Origin of the sequence: Caloramator mitchellensis (genome assembly GCF_001440545.1) — a bacterium.
In the GTDB taxonomy this organism is placed as follows: domain Bacteria; phylum Bacillota; class Clostridia; order Clostridiales; family Caloramatoraceae; genus Caloramator; species Caloramator mitchellensis.
The window spans coordinates 16,194-31,926 of sequence record NZ_LKHP01000011.1 but is presented as its reverse complement, the minus strand read 5'-3'; the positions used below and the strand labels follow the sequence as shown (position 1 = coordinate 31,926).

The following is a 15,733-nucleotide window of genomic DNA, read 5'->3' as shown; positions in this document are numbered from 1 at the left end:
AACTTCATATCCATGCTCATTGCAAAATCGAGCTTCTCATTAAGGACAATGGATTATGATAGCTTCAAAATAGCAGCAAATCAAAAATGCCCTAATATAGTTTAGAAGTTCACAAAAAAAGATATATACTGTATAATTACTATGGGTGATGATATGCTAAAAACGGGAGAAAGAGTTGATGATTTGCAACTTGAAAATTTAAGGATAATTCAAAACCCTGATTGGTTTTGCTTTGGAATAGATGCGGTTTTGTTATCTTCCTTTGCTTTTGCAAGGAAAAAGGAGAAGGTAGTGGATTTAGGAACCGGAACGGGGATAATTCCCCTTCTTATGTATGGAAAATACAAACCTAGCAAGATAATTGGAGTTGAGATACAAAGCCAAGTTGCAGAAATGGCAAGAAGAAGCATTGAGTTAAATAAATTGGAAGAAAAGATTGAAATTTATGAAGGTGACATCAAGGATTGCTTTAGAACGATTGGCATAAACTCATTTGATGTTGTTGTGTCTAATCCACCCTATAAAAAAAGCGATACGGGTCTTAAAAATCCAGAAGACAAAAAGGCAATTTCAAGGCACGAGATTCTAATTAATCTTGACGAACTCATTTTTTCTGCTTCAAGGCTTTTAAAGGGCTATGGCAGATTTTACATGATTCATCGTCCCGAAAGATTAAAAGATATTATAGTGGGGCTTAGCAACCATAAATTTGCACTAAAAAGAATTAGATTTGTGCATCCTAAGATTGATAAGGAGCCTAACATGGTTTTAATTGAAGCTGTAAAGGCTGGTGGAGAATTTTTGAAAGTAGAAAAACCGCTTTTTGTTTATGATGAAAATGGGAATTACACAGAGGAAGTTTTAAAAATGTATAATATGGGTGATAGATAGCTTGTTAAAATTGACAAACAAATCAAGAAGTCAAGAAATCAAGTGAATGTCACCTATGGGGAGGTAAAAATGGCAGGTTATATTTATCTTGTGGCAACGCCTATCGGAAATTTGGGCGATATAACATTAAGAGCGCTTGAGATATTGAAATCCGTTCATTTTATTGCAGCGGAGGATACAAGGCAAACATTAAAGCTTTTAAATCATTTTGAAATAAAGAAGCCTTTAATAAGCTATCATGAACATAATAAATACGAGAGCGGAGAAAAGATAATAAAAAGGGTTTTAGAAGGAGAGAGCATGGCACTTGTTACTGATGCTGGAACCCCTGGGATTTCTGACCCTGGAGAGGCTCTTGTCAAGATGGCAATAGAAAACGATATTAAAGTTTTTGGCATACCAGGTCCTACAGCATTTGTAAATGCTCTTATAGTTTCTGGGCTTAATACTTCTCGATTTGTATTTGAAGGTTTTTTGCCTGTTGATAAAAAGGGCAGGAGGGAAAGGCTGGAGGCTCTTTTGGATGAAGAAAGAACTATTATTTTTTATGAGGCTCCACATAAGCTTGAGAGAACATTAGAAGACCTTTACAAAACATTTGGAAATAGAAAAATTGCACTTTGCAGGGAGCTTACTAAAAAATATGAAGAAATAATAAGATGCACCTTAAAAGAGGCGATCGACACGTTTAAACAAAAAAAGCCTCTTGGTGAATTTGTGCTTATATTAGAGGGTCTTTCAAAGGAAGAAAAAGAAAAGAAAATGGAAGAAACTTTGAGCGAGATTTCGATTGAAGAACATGTAAAAAAATATATTGAAGAAGGATTTAGCAAGATGGATGCGATAAAAAAGGTTGCAAAGGAAAGAAATATTCCAAAATCTGAAGTTTACAAAATGGTGTTAGATATATAAAAAAGGCATGCAGTATGTATGGGGGGTAATCTGCATGCCTAAAGGGGATTATCTATCGTTTTTTAATTCGTTTAAGCAAACTTTGCAAATATTTTTGCCTTTGTAGTTTATTACATCCCTTGCATCTCCGCAGAATATGCAAGCTGGTTGATACTTTTTAAGTATTATTTGCTCACCATCTACGTAAATTTCAAGAGCATCCTTTTCACCAATTTCCAAAGTTCTTCTTAATTCGATTGGAATTACTATTCTACCTAGCTCGTCTACTTTTCTTACAACACCTGTTGATTTCATTATTTCTCCTCCTATCAACATTATTCGACATTTCTTAATTAAATAATAACAGTATTCCCATTAATAGTCAATATCTTAAATTGAAATTTTACTATAAATTTAAAGTTAATTTATTAACAATTTTAACGATTTACAAATTCATCATACGGTGTTATAATTATTATATGATAATAGTTATCAATAAAAATTGATTATTTTGAGGTGATTTTATGGCGGTTATTCAATTCTGCGAAAATAATTTTGCACATGGCACAGATACAACTGTAGAAAAGCTAAGACTTCTTGAAGGAGTTTCAGTTGAAGTGGCACCTTGCCTTGGTTATTGCGGCAACTGTGCAGCAGGACCATATGCACTTGTTGATGGTGAAATTATCGAAGCCGATAGTCCAGATGCTCTTTTCGATAAAATAAAAGAAATGATATAATTTTTAGGGGCTGTTGCACAAATATATTTAACTTATTTTGCCGCAGCCCCTAATTTATTATATACCTAATTCTTTACGCTTTTTTTCAATATGGTCAACGTATATTTTAACAGTTTTTTCAGCATCCATTTCTACAACAACTTTGCCAAGCCCTAATGTTTCGGTTGTTTCTGTAAGAGTCTTTACTACTAAATCGCTTCCTGTGATTGATGGAACTGGTGCAATGTGAACAAGCCAACCAAGGGCAACAGCTGTGCAGGCATCAGCAACAGCTTTTTGTTCTAGATATTCTGGTGCACCTATTACTAAAGGCAGTTTATTTGTATCTACTCCAAGTTCGTCAGCAATTTCCTTAGCTGTTTGTGTCATCTTACCTATGTCAACACAAGCACCATAGGTTAGAACAGGTGGTATTCCAAGCTGCTTGCAAACAGATTTTAAACCTTCACCTGCTTCATCTGCAGCATTAGGATTAGTAAGGCCAGTGTATTCCATAACAGATGATGTGCAGCCACCTGACAATACAAGTATATTATTTTCAATTAGTCCCTTTGTAATTTTAAATATATTGCTTCCTCCCTGACCATATCTTGCTGTTGTGCAGCCAACTATTGTTGCAATGCCTCTAATATTACCATTAGCAATTTGTTCAATTAATGGTTTGAAGCTGCCACCAAGCGCCTTTTTCACAGATTCAGTGCTAAATCCAACCATACATTCTGAAACGTGAGGTGGTATATATACCTTCCTGTTTTCAGATTTTCTATTTTTAAACGATTCAATTGCCATATTTAAAACCTTAGCTGCCTGCTCGCTCATTTTTTCCGGAATAAAATCTAGAGTTTCTGTTCCTTGAAGCTTTATTACAGGGTGTGAACTTACAAGCTTTGTTCCAAATCTTTTAGCATAGATTGGTAGGGTAGGAACCGTGCAGTTGTAGTCGAACATAAATAGATCTACAACACCTGTTGCAATAAGATATTCTTCTGACAGCCATTCTCCCTCTTGTCCTGTATATGCCTTTTGATTGTGAGTTCCTTGATAATTTATAAGCTGCTGACCTTCGCAAACATGACCTAGTATTTGGAATCCATCAGCGCCGGCATCCCTTGCTTTTTGCTGCCATTCATCTGTTGATGCAAGGTCGATTACCACGTGAGCAAGTAGAGGCATATGACCGTTTGTAATAATATTTATCGTATTTTCTTTTAGCAATCCCATGTTTTGCTTTTTCATTGCTATTTCTTGAGTTCCCATTAATATTTCCTGTAATATATCCAGCATGAAAAGTCCCTGATATTCGTTAGCAATACCAAGCCTTACGCTGTTTAAAAGAAATTCAACCGGGTCTGATGTAAAGTTTGTCATACATCTCGTCTGCGCATATGCTACCTCACTATAGCCTCCGCCAGGGAATAGGTCAAGTTTTCTCCAAAGCTCTTTGCGTTTTGCAGGAGCAAAGGCTTCAACAGTTTTTGAAGGAGTATGGAAGGGCGAATGTATATCATCCATAACCCAGTTTGCAAAATCAACTGCAAGCTGATTTGATGGTTTGTTAATATCAAGTCCAGCCATTTCAGCATATTTTTTAAGCTTTTCAGCATCTCTAATCTTAAGTCCACTTTCAGGGTGTTCTCCTGCAGCCTTTAATGTTCTTGCTGCCTGATGAGCATGGAAGATATTTGCTGATGTTCCTATTGTAACGTGTCTATACATAAAGTTTCTTGCAACCATTGTATGAGCATCTACTCCACAAACTCCCCTTGGAACCTTGGGACTTATTCTGCATGGTCCATTTGCACAAAGCTGACAGGAAAGTCCCTCTACACAGAATTTACATTGTATAGGCTGTTGCTGGCTGAATCTATCAAATACGTTTGTCATCCCAGCATTATGAACTACTTGATACATTTCACGCATTGCAGGGTCAATTATTACGTTTAACGGAAAGCCTTCCTTTGATTGATCATTAGTTTTAATATGTTCCCTCTGCCATTTATGCACTTCTTCCATAGGTGGGGATTTTTCAATTGATTCATAGTCTACATTAAGCTTGTTATGTATATCTTCATGTGAATTTGGGTCGTTAAATCCGCTGTCACTAAGGTGATATCCAAAGCTGTGAGTATCTCCGCTCATTCTTTTAGCACTTTCGGAAAATGATTTTTTTATATCGCTGTCACTCATTTACAATACCTCCCTTTCTTTATTCAAGTTTAGTTTGCAAAAAGCGCGAACTGTTTATTCATAAGTAATGATAAAAAATCTATTTTTTGAAAAAATATATAATTAAGGAGGCGAGGGCTTTTGAATATTGTTATTGTTGGAAATGGAATTGCTGCTATATCCGCGATAAAGGCCATTAGAGAAGAGGATTTGAAAAGCAATATACTTTTGTTTGGCGATGAAGATTTTTATCCATATAACAGAATAAGGCTATCAAAGGGTCTATTTGATAAATTAGAGGATGATAAAATATTACTGCAAAAAAAGGATTGGTATGATAAAAATGGTGTTGAGATAAATCTAAACACAAGGGTTTTATCTATTGATACCAACAATAAACTTATATATCTAGAAGACTGGAAGCCTATATCATACTACAAACTTTTGCTGGCAAGCGGTGCAAAAAATTATACCCCTCCAATACCAGGTATTGAAAAGAAAGGAGTTTATACATTAAGAACTTTAAAGGATGCAAAAACGATAATAGAAGGAATTAAAATGGCGCACAACATTATTCAAATAGGTGGAGGTATTCAAGGGCTTGAAACTGCCTGGATATTAAATCAGCATGGGAAGAAAGTAACTATAGTTGAAATTTCCGAAAGGCTTATGCCAAAACAGCTTGATGAAAAGTCATCTCAAATTGTAGAGAAGGCCATAAAATCATTTGGAATTGATATAAAACTTGGGAGGAACGTTGAGGAAGTATATGGTGATGAGCATGCAGAAGGTGTAATCTTGGATACAGGGGAAAAAATATCATCAGATATGATAATATACGCAACAGGTATAAGTCCTAATATAGATTATTTAGAAAACTCAAAAGTTATGTTTAACAAAGGAGTTATTGTAAATGAAAAAATGGAGACAAGTGCAACTGATGTATATGCAGCAGGCGATGTTGTAGAATTTTATGGGAATATATTTGGACTTTGGAATATTGCAATAGAACAGGGAAAGGTTGCTGGGTATAATATTGTTGGGAAGGATGCTAAATATGAACACATCGTTCCTGTTACAACATTAAACGCATTTAATTTATCATTGTTTTCTATGGGGATGGTTGAAGAAAATTTTGCAGATAATTCTATTGTAGAAGAAAGTGATGAAGGAAATTACAAACGGATTTTTATTAAGGACAATAAAATTGTTGGGGGGATAATAATTGGGGATACTAAAAAATCTCCAAAGATAAAGTCTGCTATTCAAAAAGAAATTGATTTAGGTAATTTAAATTTTGAAAATGTATCTATAGATTATATTATGGATAAACTTAAAATATAAAGTGTTTAAGGGGTGATAACATGCCAGTTATAAAGTTTTGTGAAAACAACTTTTCTCATGGAACTGATGAGGTTGTAGAGAAGCTAAAGACACTGGATGGAGTTGAAGTGGAAGTCGAATCCTGTCTTGGTTATTGCGGAGATTGTGCGGTGGGCCCATATGCGCTTGTAGATGATGAATTGGTGCAGGCCGATACAGCAGATGAGCTATTTGAAAAGATAAAGGAAATGATTTGAAACTAACATAAAAATTTGACTTTTATTAGTCCCGCAAATGATAGTGGCATTTATTAAAGATGCTACCTTCATTCATTGCGGGGTTTTTTATATTTAAAACTCTATCCCTTGTCCTAATTGTCAAACAAATCAAGAAGTCAAGAAATCAAGTGACAGGCACCAATTGGAAGGGTATAATTATTTTGAGGTGGTTTTATGGAGTTTGAAGCGCTAAAGCAAAAGCTAAATATATTGAATGAAAAGCTAAAAAATGAGTATGAATTCTTTAAGAATAACAAGATAGATGAAATTTTAGATAAAGTAAGTAGAAGGTTTGTTTTTAAAAGGTTAAGTGCAGATGAAATTTCAAATATTGCAACAGACGGAATAATAGGTGTAGATGGTTCTATTAACAATTATGGGGGAATTTATCCACATTACATTTCAATAGTTCAGGCGCTTGCAAAATCTACTTTAAACGAATCAAAGCTTATTCAGGATGTGTATGCTCCGTTGTTTGAAGAGGAGGATGGACAGCTTCAGGATGAGCAGCGAAGAAGGGCAAGGATGTCAAAGCTTGAGCTTGATGCTGCAATGCATGCAATCGAAAATTTTAAATCAAATATAATACTTATGGATGGTTCATTGATGCATTATGGAATAGACTGCCCTTTAGAGTGGCAGAAACTAAAGGATGCAGCGCTAAGAAATAACAAGATTATCATAGGAGTTACTGAAGAGGTTAAGACTAAGGACATTGGAAATATTATAAAAGAAGAGATAAAATATTCAAATGTTGTTTATGATAGAGAGGTTTTGTTTGGAATTTTACAAGAAGGAGAGGCTCTTGAATTAAACGAAAAGGTTAAGACAGAGAAAAAGCAAAAGGGAATTAGAACCATTTTTGCAAGGTTGTCGAGCGACCCCCAGGTTATTGGACTTGATTTTTTAGAAGAACAGTTTGACGAAGGATTTAAGCTATGCAATCTTTTATATACTTTAACTCCGAGGGAAGGAAGAGGAATTCCACTATGGCTCGACTTAGTAGATAGAGAGGTTAAGGTAACGGATGAAATGGTTAAGACTTTAATTGAGAGCACTATAGATAGGGGCATAAGAGAGAGAATTTTTAATCCTAAGAGAAGCAAAAGATAGGGGGAATTATGATGCAGGTTGCAGGAATTACAAATCAGCAGGAGATTTATGTAGTTTCAAAGGATAATCCTTTTAAGATTAATCAGATACTTATAATTGAAGATAAGATGCAGGGAATCTTAAGAGGTGAGGTTGTTGAAACTTCATCGTATAATAAATTTTTATCGCTAAATATAAACGGCGAGATGGCAGACAGGGAAGTTTTAAACTCTTTGAAAAATCTTGGATATGAAGTCGATGAAAACACTATATATATCGCAAAGGTGAGGCTAATAGTTGAGGCGAAATATCCAGTAGCTACTGGAAGTTTGGTTAGAGTTCCAAGCTTTAGTGAAGTCAGGGACCTTTTAGTCAGCGTAAATCCCGAAAACGGGCTTGTTCTTGGGGTTATCAAGTCAACGGAGGAGCTTAAAACTTCATTAGACCCAGTATTCGAGGATAAACTTTGCCTTTTTGAAAATGGCAATATACAATTGCAAAATGGAGTTCCGTTTGTATTTGATATAAAATCCATGAATCAATATCCGCATATTGGGATATTCGGAGGTTCCGGTTCTGGAAAATCATTTGGCATGAGGGTAATACTTGAAGAGATTATGAAATTAAATATTCCAACCGTTGTTCTTGACCCTCATTATGAAATGGATTTTTCACAAAGGAGCGGCCTTGATAGCAAGTATGCAATAGACTTTAAAGATAAGTTTGCCTGCCTTCAAATAGGAAGGGATATTGGAATTAAGTTTCAGGATTTAAATACAAGGGACCTTATAAACATAATCTCATCTGCTGCAGCTGGAACGCTTACGGATTCGATGGCAAATGTAATACAAAGTTTGCATGAATATAGAGATAGTTATTTAACATTTGAAAGAAGACTTAATCTTTTAAAAGAAGCCTTTGAAATAGGAAATGAAAATAAGATTAATAAACTTTTGCAGGAAGCACAAACTAAAGGTGAAAAGGAAAGAATAAGAGACCTTGAGGATATGCTTGAAGTTTTTAAAAAGAACAGCAGCATTCCAGCAGCATCATTAAACGGTGTTTTGTGGAGACTTCAAAGGTTATATAGAGACGGAATATTCACAAGCGATATAAGGCCTGTTGAAAACAATCTTTTAGCTGGTAAAACTGTAATCGTTCAGGGACCTATTAAGGTTTTAAACGTATTTTCCACCTATTTGATAAGCAATCTGTATTATAAAAGAAGGGAATACAGGGACTCGAAGCAAAGGGGAGAAGCTGCTGAGTTTTTCCCACCGTTTATTCTTGCATTTGATGAGAGCCATAATTTTGCACCTAAGGGTTACGAGACTCCATCCAAATCAATAATCAAGGAAATTGCACAGGAAGGAAGAAAATACGGGGTATTTTTAATACTTGCAACCCAAAGACCTGCTCTTTTGGATGAGACTATTACAGCACAGCTTAATACTAAAATAGTGTTTAGAACAGTCAGAGCCTCTGATATAGATATTATAAAAGAAGAGACTGACATAACTTCAGAGGAGGCAAAGCGTCTTCCTTATTTGACATCGGGTGATGCGTTTGTATCATCTGCTATAATAGGAAGGACAGTTGCTATAAGGGTTAGGATGGCGATGACTACTTCAAGCCATGGTGAAAACCCATTTGACGAGCTTGACGATATGATGAATAAAAAATACAGGGAAGCTTACGATAGGATTAAAAGGGTGCTGCCCATCATGCCTACTAAATTTATAAGCGTATTGGATGAAATAGGCTCTGATGTTGCACCAAATGTTGAGACTTTAAGAAATCTTTTGGATAACTTAGTTGATAAGGGATATATCGACTATAAAAAAACACCTCTTGGCGATATGTATGTTGCAAAGTAAATATTGTAAGACAGTTTGATATTTTAAAAGGGTGAGAAATATGGATAAGTTGAAAAGATTCTTTTCAGATAAAAAAGATTATGAAATCTATATAGTTGGGGGAGCTGTAAGGGATACTTTGTTAGGTATTGAGCCAAAGGATATAGATGTTGCGTTAGGTAAAAATTTTTATAACATAGCTGAAAAATTTGCAAATTTTTATGGAGGCTCGGTATTTTTAATGCACGACGATGTTGCAAGGGTTGTGTTAGAAGATAAGACCTATGACTTCTGTAAATTTAAGGGGGAGACATTAGAGGAAGACCTAAAAAGAAGAGACTTTACTATTAATGCTATGGCTATGGATTTGAGTGGCAATGTGATTGATGTTTTAGGCGGAAGACATGATTTAGAGAGTAAAATAATTAAACTTGCCTATGATGATGCTCTTTCAGATGACCCTTTGAGAATGCTGAGGGCATTTAGACTAAGAAGTAAAACTGACTTTAAGATTGATGAAGCTGTGCTTGAATTTATAAAAAATAATCATAATAGAATAAATGAATCATCAGGCGAGAGGATAATAGATGAGATATTCAAAATACTCGAGAGCAACAACAGCTATAAGTATTTGTTAGAGCTTGACGACATAGGTCTTTTATCAGAAATATTTCCCGTCTTTGAAAAGATGAAGCTTGTTGGAAAGTGTAAATACCATACTGTTGATGCTTTTACCCATTCTATGTATGCAATAAAAACATTTGAAGATATGATTGAGGATGTCTTTAAAACAAAGCACGGTGATGAAATTAAAAGCCATTTAGAAGAAAAACTATCAGGAGTAAAGAGATTAACCGTTTTAAAGCTTGCAACGCTTTTGCATGATATCGGAAAGCCTAAGGCATTTAGGCAAGAAGGGGATAAGATTACATTTAAGGGGCACGATGCAACCGGCTTTGATGAATTTAAAGAAATTGACAATAGATACAATTTTTCGAAGGAACAGAGGGATGTTTGTGTTTCAGTTATTAAGGGGCACATGAGAATTTTAGGGCTTTTTAAGACTGGAGCAAGCGACAGGGCACTCTTTAGGCTTATTAAAGATTTTGGGGAAAATATTCTGGATGTTATTCTGGCTTCTTTGTTTGACGTGACTGCAACAAGAAGGCTGCTAGACAATAGCAACGAAAAGGAAAGATATTTCAGCTTTTGCATGGAATTGATTGATAAGTATTATAAGAAGAAGAATGTCCCTACTAAGCTAATTAACGGTGATGATGTTATCAAACTTACAGGAAAAAAGGGTAAATTCGTGGGTGAAGTATTAGATGCTGTTCAAGAGGAAACTTTCCTGGGAAATATCAAGTCCCGCGACGACGCCATCGAATATGTAAAAAGGCTTTATAAGTGACATTCACTTGATTTCTTGACTTCTTGATTTGTTTGACAATTTGGACAAGAAGAAAAACTGTTTTTTACAAAATTCAAGCCGCAGGAATAGATTATAATATAGGTTGACAAAGTTGTGTATTTTAAATAATCATCAAAACCTAGTGGAAACTTAGAGTAAATTTTGAGCACTTCATATTTTCTGCAAGATTAAAGAATAAAACAAATTAGACTTTATAAGACCATCAAAAAACCAGGGAGCTGTCTTGTAAGTTGTAGATTCAAGACGGCCCTCAGGTTTAAATTCATACGCATTTAGATTTCACAGTATTCAGAAGTTACTTGTTTAAGTTTTGATTCATTCTGAATCCAAATCCGTTTGCTGCACCTCTGCCATAACCGTTTCTTAATCCCTGACCTCTACCTTGACCCATTCCCATTCCATGACCAAATCCTACACCATATTTTTGGCCAATTTTTGCAGTGCCTGTCCCATCACATGTAACCTGGTTATTTTTAATAGCGTTGTAGATTTCGTCAGCTTGGGCTTGAGTTAAAACTCCAGATTTTACTCTTTCATCAAGTAAAGCTTTCTTTTCCTTTAACATTTCCGCCTTAAACTCGTCTAGTTTTCCAGCCTCTTTTGCTATTGTGCCGTAGGTTTTACCTGATTGTCTTTCCTGATATAAAGCTTCAACGCTCTTTCCTGTAAGTTTTGACACGATGTCAACTGGTCTTGTTGCAGCATAGGCCATTGCTGTAGAGCCTATTAAAGTTGTAGCTGCAATTGCGATTGCAAATTTTTTCATTTTCATAAAATCAACCTCCTTGATTTACCTTATGCTTTAATTATGCCATTGAGTTATGTTGATATTGTGATTCAATTGTGTAGATTTGGTGAAGATTATTCAATGTGGAATTAAAATAGATTAAAATAAAATTGAGGTGGTATAATGGCAAATATTTTACTTGTTGAAGATGAGGATAGATTAAGAAAAGTTTTAAAGCTTTATCTTGAAAAGGAAGGTTTTAAGGTAGACGAAGCATCAGATGGAGAAGAAGCAGTCGATAAATTTTCAAAAGATTTTCACTCTATTGTTGTTCTGGATGTTATGCTTCCTAAAAGGGATGGCTGGAGCACATTAAGACAGATAAGGAAAATAAGCGAAGTCCCAGTTATTATGCTAACAGCAAGAGGAGAGGAAGAGGATAAGATATTTGGTTTTGAGCTTGGAGTGGATGATTATGTTGTAAAGCCTGCTAGCCCAAGGGAAATAGTTGCAAGAGTAAAGGCTATTTTGAAAAGGGTAAGCAAGAATAGCGATGCAATGCAAGAGAATTTTATAATAGATAAGGCTGCGAGGGAAGTTTTTATAATGGGTGAAAGGGTAGATTTGACACCAAAAGAGTTTGACTTATTGATTTATTTATATGAAAGGCCAAAAACAGCCCTCTCTCGAGAACAGATTTTAAATGGAGTATGGGGATATGATTATTATGGAGATTTAAGAACAGTTGATACACATGTGAAAAATTTAAGGGAAAAGCTTGGCGAGTATAGAGATTACATCGAAACTGTTAGAGGTGTTGGTTATAAGTTTGAGGTGAAAAAATGAAGGGAATAAGATTAAAATTATTGGTTTATACTAGCTTACTCCTGATGATACTTTTATTTGTCAATTATCTTTTACAAGGGAATTTGATTACAAGGTTTTATAATGCAAATGAGAGGGATAGGCTTGTTAATTATGCTCAGAAGATAGCTTCGTATTATAAAGAAGATATTGATAAAATGAAAGAAACTGCCTTAGGTGTAGCAAATACAGTTGGCGGACGAGTTAGCATATTTGACGAAAAAGGGAATATCATTTTTCAAAGCGGCAATTTTATGTTTGGAAGAACTGCTAAGATTGAATCACAGTATTTAGGTAAAATAATTGGTGGGGAGTTGGTTTATGCACAGGATGAAATAATGTTACGGCAGAGTCAGCTTTTAACTCTTGGATATCCAATAAAGAATGAAAATGTTAAAGGTGCAATTTTTATTCATATTCCATCTTTTACAGTTAAAAATGATGTTGCAAGACTAAAAGGTCAATTTACGGTTCTTTTAATAATTGCTATTATAATTTCAATACTTGGGGCAATTATATTAAGCAGCTCATTTACAAATCCAATTTTAAATATAAAAAATGCAGCGGAGAAAATTTCAAAAGGGGATTATGAAACTAGAGTTAATATAACCTCAAGTGACGAAATAGGAGAACTTGCAAAAACTATAAATGATATGGCAGTTAGCTTATCAAGAACTGAAAAGTTAAGGCGAGATTTTATTGCAAATGTGACTCACGAATTTAGAACGCCTCTTGGAATTATAAAGGGTTATGCAGAAGCGCTTTATGATGATTTAGTGCCTGAGGAGCAGAAAAAGGAATATATAGGAGCAATAATTGAAGAAGTTGAAAGACTTAATAAACTTGTAAATGAGAATTTGACTCTTTCAAAAATTGAATCAGGAAATATAACATTGAAAATGGAAACTGTGAATTTATTGGAGCTTTTGCAGGAGGCTATTGATAAGGTTAAAATATTGAAGGGAAATAGAGAGATAAAATTAGCTGGGGATTATGCTGAAATTGCTTTAGATGCAGAGTATTTTAAAATGGCGATTTTAAATATAATTAGCAACTCAATAAAGCACACGGGTGATGATGGCAAAATTGAAGTGAGGCTCATTAAGGATGACAATATTAAGATTAGCATCAAGGATGATGGTGAGGGAATTGACAATGAATATCTTCCATATATATTTGAAAGATTTTATAGAGCAAAGGAAAAGGGAGTCGGAGGACTTGGCCTTTCAATTGCAAGGGAAATTATAAGACTTCATGGAGGGGAGATTTTAGTAAAAAGTGAGGTTGGAAAGGGAACGGAGTTTTTAGTGCTTTTAGATATTATTTGAATTAAGTTTGTGTTCTTACTGTGAATATTGAAAAAAGATGGTGGTTTTAATAATTATAAGGGCTATCACACTTGCTTTTTGCAAATGTGATAGCCTTCTTTTATGATGCTTTTCTTGCTATTTTAGCAGGTATATTTAAAGTATATTCATCATCGAATTCAGCTATATTAAACCTTGAGGCAGAGCCGTCGGTTTCTGAAATCCAGATATAATACTCAATCTTAATTCCATCAAGATATTTTGTATTCTCGTGGATAATTTTTCCGTATTCATTGAACCACTTTAAAAGGCTTTCCTTTGGGATTTTTTTAGATATTGAGAATATTTCAAGTCGCTGCATAGAAAGATTAACAAGTGGGAATTTTTTGTTAAGATCTGCATATCTTATCTTGAAAAAGTTTAGATTATCGAAATATTCAACATGTCTTTGATTTTTTTGTGAATAGAGCTCATAAACCCCGCAGAAGTTTCGCCTTAGAACCATTAATGCTTCGTTGATTTCAACGTTAATGCTTTGTCCTTTTTTGAGGCTCTTGACTTCGTTTGGTTTATAAATCATCCTCATCTCTCCTTTATATAAAATAGGAACCAAGATGAAAAAATATTCTGTAACTTCATTATAACACATAATTATTAAAATGTGTAAAGTTTTTGTTAAAAATATAAGTATATTTTGTATAATATCGAAAAGTAATTAGTAAATAGATATTATAATTCACTTTTAGTTAAATTATGTTTAGTAATAGAAAGATAAAGTTCATTTGTTTTGAAGGTAATATTAAATGAAATGAAGAATAAAGCATGAATTGTTTGATTACAACATATTAATAATGTCTGCGGCATAATATGTATTGATTTTTAAATTGACAAACAATTCAAGAAGTCAAGAAATCAAGTGAATGTCACCAATGGGGGTGGGGGAATGGTTAATAGGATATGGTTTTTCATGATATTTTTAGGGATAATTTCATTTGTGATAAAGGGAAACGGGCAGGAGCTGATGAGCGCGATTACAGAATCGGCACAGCGCTCGACAGAGTTGTTGATTGCTCTTTTAGGAATAATGGCGTTTTGGTCAGGTGTCATGAGAATCTGCGAAAAAAGCGGAATAATTGATGTAATTGGAAGGATATTGAGTTTACCGCTGCGATTCATTTTTCCAGGGCTTTATCAAAGGTCGAGAACTGCATTTTTTAATATTATGATGAACATAACCAGCAATATGTTTGGGCTTTCAAATGCAGCAACACCATTTGGACTTAAGGCTATGGAGGAGCTGCAAAAAATAAATCCAAATAAAGATACGGCGTCGAGCTATATGATTACTTTTTTGATAATAAACTCAGCTTCCATTCAGTTTATTCCCTCAACGGTCATATCTATTAGGGCAGCGATGGGGTCAAAAAATCCATCAGATATAGTTGCTCCAACGATAATCACCTCCATAATTGCGTTAATAATAGGTCTTGTTTTAGATAAAATTATTGATGGGCGATTTAATAAGATTAGCAATGTAAAATTGACAAACAATTCAAGAAGTCAAGAAATCAAGTGAATGTCACCAATGGGGGGATATGTATGCTTTTTGTGCCTATATTTTTGATTTTGGTTGTGACTTTTGGGTATATTAAAAGGGTAAACGTGTTTGATGAATTTGTAGCAGGGGCAAGGGATGGGTTTTTGACTGTTTATAAGATAGCACCGTATCTTTTGACCATGCTGTTTGCGATAGATGTGTTTAGAAGGTCAGGGGCTCTTGATTATTTGATAAATTTTTTAATGCCGATTACTAATATTTTGGGTATTCCAAAGGGCGTGCTTCCTATGTTTATTATAAAGCCCCTTTCGGGGAGCGGATCGCTTGGGCTTTTGACGGATATTTGCAGAAATTTTGGTGTGGATTCAATTGAGGCAAAGATTGCTGCAGTTATGATGGGCTCGACGGAGACTATTTTTTATACTTTGACGGTTTATTTTGGAGTGGTGGGTATAAAAAACACAAGGCATGCAGTTTTGGTAAGCCTTTTAACTCATGTAGTTGCAACGATAATAGCAGTGAGGCTGGTGTTTTAATCAATAATAAGTATTTCAATTTTGTAAAAAATGGTTTAGAATAGTAAATGGGCATTATTAGATAAAAAATGC

Annotated in this window: 16 protein-coding genes; 12 read left to right on the top strand and 4 right to left on the bottom strand. The window is 34.6% G+C overall.

Translation table 11 applies throughout. The annotated features are described in order from the left end of the window. The first annotated feature begins 153 nt into the window (after positions 1–153). Positions 154–891 carry a tRNA1(Val) (adenine(37)-N6)-methyltransferase gene (locus tag ABG79_RS09170; protein WP_083490403.1) on the top strand — a complete coding sequence of 246 codons (738 nt, stop codon included), beginning with the start codon at positions 154–156 and terminating at the stop codon, positions 889–891. Between the two features lie 69 nt (positions 892–960). Then, on the top strand, positions 961–1,803 hold the full coding sequence (rsmI, locus tag ABG79_RS09165) for a 16S rRNA (cytidine(1402)-2'-O)-methyltransferase (protein ID WP_057979177.1): 843 nt from the start codon (positions 961–963) through the stop codon (positions 1,801–1,803). A 48-nt stretch (positions 1,804–1,851) separates the two neighbouring features. Here rsmI and ABG79_RS09160 read toward each other — a convergent pair whose 3' ends face one another. Beyond that, positions 1,852–2,097: an AbrB/MazE/SpoVT family DNA-binding domain-containing protein gene (locus ABG79_RS09160; protein WP_057979176.1), complete on the bottom strand. Its 246-nt coding sequence runs from the start codon at positions 2,095–2,097 to the stop codon at positions 1,852–1,854. A gap of 209 nt (positions 2,098–2,306) precedes the next feature. Here ABG79_RS09160 and ABG79_RS09155 point away from each other — a divergent pair, with 209 nt between their 5' ends. Further along, the gene (locus ABG79_RS09155; protein ID WP_057979175.1) at positions 2,307–2,522 is read left to right on the top strand and encodes a YuzB family protein; all 216 of its coding nucleotides are present in this window, start codon (positions 2,307–2,309) and stop codon (positions 2,520–2,522) included. Between the two features lie 57 nt (positions 2,523–2,579). On the opposite strand, the gene cooS is transcribed toward ABG79_RS09155, so the two are convergent. Beyond that, positions 2,580–4,709 carry an anaerobic carbon-monoxide dehydrogenase catalytic subunit gene (gene cooS, locus ABG79_RS09150; RefSeq protein WP_057979174.1) on the bottom strand — a complete coding sequence of 710 codons (2,130 nt, stop codon included), beginning with the start codon at positions 4,707–4,709 and terminating at the stop codon, positions 2,580–2,582. A 120-nt stretch (positions 4,710–4,829) separates the two neighbouring features. Between cooS and ABG79_RS09145 the strand changes: the two genes are divergently transcribed. The 5 genes from ABG79_RS09145 to ABG79_RS09125 all read left to right on the top strand — a co-directional run bounded on the left by ABG79_RS09145 (position 4,830) and on the right by ABG79_RS09125 (position 10,648). Beyond that, entirely contained in the window at positions 4,830–6,032 is a 1,203-nt protein-coding gene (locus tag ABG79_RS09145; protein WP_057979173.1) for an NAD(P)/FAD-dependent oxidoreductase, read from the top strand. Positions 6,033–6,052: 20 nt separating this feature from the next. Further along, positions 6,053–6,268 carry a YuzB family protein gene (locus ABG79_RS09140; protein ID WP_057979172.1) on the top strand — a complete coding sequence of 72 codons (216 nt, stop codon included), beginning with the start codon at positions 6,053–6,055 and terminating at the stop codon, positions 6,266–6,268. Between the two features lie 195 nt (positions 6,269–6,463). Next, a complete protein-coding gene (locus tag ABG79_RS09135) occupies positions 6,464–7,402 on the top strand; it encodes a DNA double-strand break repair nuclease NurA (protein WP_057979171.1) in 939 nt (312 codons plus the stop codon). A gap of 11 nt (positions 7,403–7,413) precedes the next feature. Further along, the gene (locus ABG79_RS09130) at positions 7,414–9,258 is read left to right on the top strand and encodes an ATP-binding protein (RefSeq protein ID WP_057979170.1); all 1,845 of its coding nucleotides are present in this window, start codon (positions 7,414–7,416) and stop codon (positions 9,256–9,258) included. Positions 9,259–9,298: 40 nt separating this feature from the next. Further along, positions 9,299–10,648, top strand: coding sequence for a CCA tRNA nucleotidyltransferase (locus tag ABG79_RS09125; RefSeq protein WP_057979169.1), 1,350 nt, complete (start codon positions 9,299–9,301; stop codon positions 10,646–10,648). Between the two features lie 316 nt (positions 10,649–10,964). On the opposite strand, the gene ABG79_RS09120 is transcribed toward ABG79_RS09125, so the two are convergent. Beyond that, the gene (locus ABG79_RS09120; RefSeq protein WP_057979168.1) at positions 10,965–11,441 is read right to left on the bottom strand and encodes a DUF2680 domain-containing protein; all 477 of its coding nucleotides are present in this window, start codon (positions 11,439–11,441) and stop codon (positions 10,965–10,967) included. Between the two features lie 138 nt (positions 11,442–11,579). On the opposite strand from ABG79_RS09120, the gene ABG79_RS09115 reads away from it, so the two are divergent. Both ABG79_RS09115 and ABG79_RS09110 read left to right on the top strand, forming a co-directional pair. Further along, positions 11,580–12,242, top strand: a complete 663-nt coding sequence (locus tag ABG79_RS09115) for a response regulator transcription factor (protein WP_057979167.1) — start codon at positions 11,580–11,582, stop codon at positions 12,240–12,242. Beyond that, positions 12,239–13,588: a HAMP domain-containing sensor histidine kinase gene (locus ABG79_RS09110; RefSeq protein WP_057979166.1), complete on the top strand. Its 1,350-nt coding sequence runs from the start codon at positions 12,239–12,241 to the stop codon at positions 13,586–13,588. The genes ABG79_RS09115 and ABG79_RS09110 overlap by 4 nt, the downstream gene beginning before the upstream one ends. Positions 13,589–13,688: 100 nt before the next feature. Here the strand turns inward: ABG79_RS09110 and ABG79_RS09105 are convergent, their stop codons facing one another. Then, positions 13,689–14,147, bottom strand: coding sequence for a hypothetical protein (locus ABG79_RS09105; protein ID WP_057979165.1), 459 nt, complete (start codon positions 14,145–14,147; stop codon positions 13,689–13,691). Between the two features lie 363 nt (positions 14,148–14,510). Between ABG79_RS09105 and ABG79_RS09100 the strand changes: the two genes are divergently transcribed. Together ABG79_RS09100 and ABG79_RS09095 are read left to right on the top strand one after the other, a co-directional pair. Next, positions 14,511–15,143, top strand: coding sequence for a nucleoside recognition domain-containing protein (locus ABG79_RS09100; RefSeq protein ID WP_083490402.1), 633 nt, complete (start codon positions 14,511–14,513; stop codon positions 15,141–15,143). Between the two features lie 23 nt (positions 15,144–15,166). Continuing rightward, positions 15,167–15,661: a spore maturation protein gene (locus tag ABG79_RS09095; protein WP_057979164.1), complete on the top strand. Its 495-nt coding sequence runs from the start codon at positions 15,167–15,169 to the stop codon at positions 15,659–15,661. Positions 15,662–15,733 lie beyond the last annotated feature (72 nt).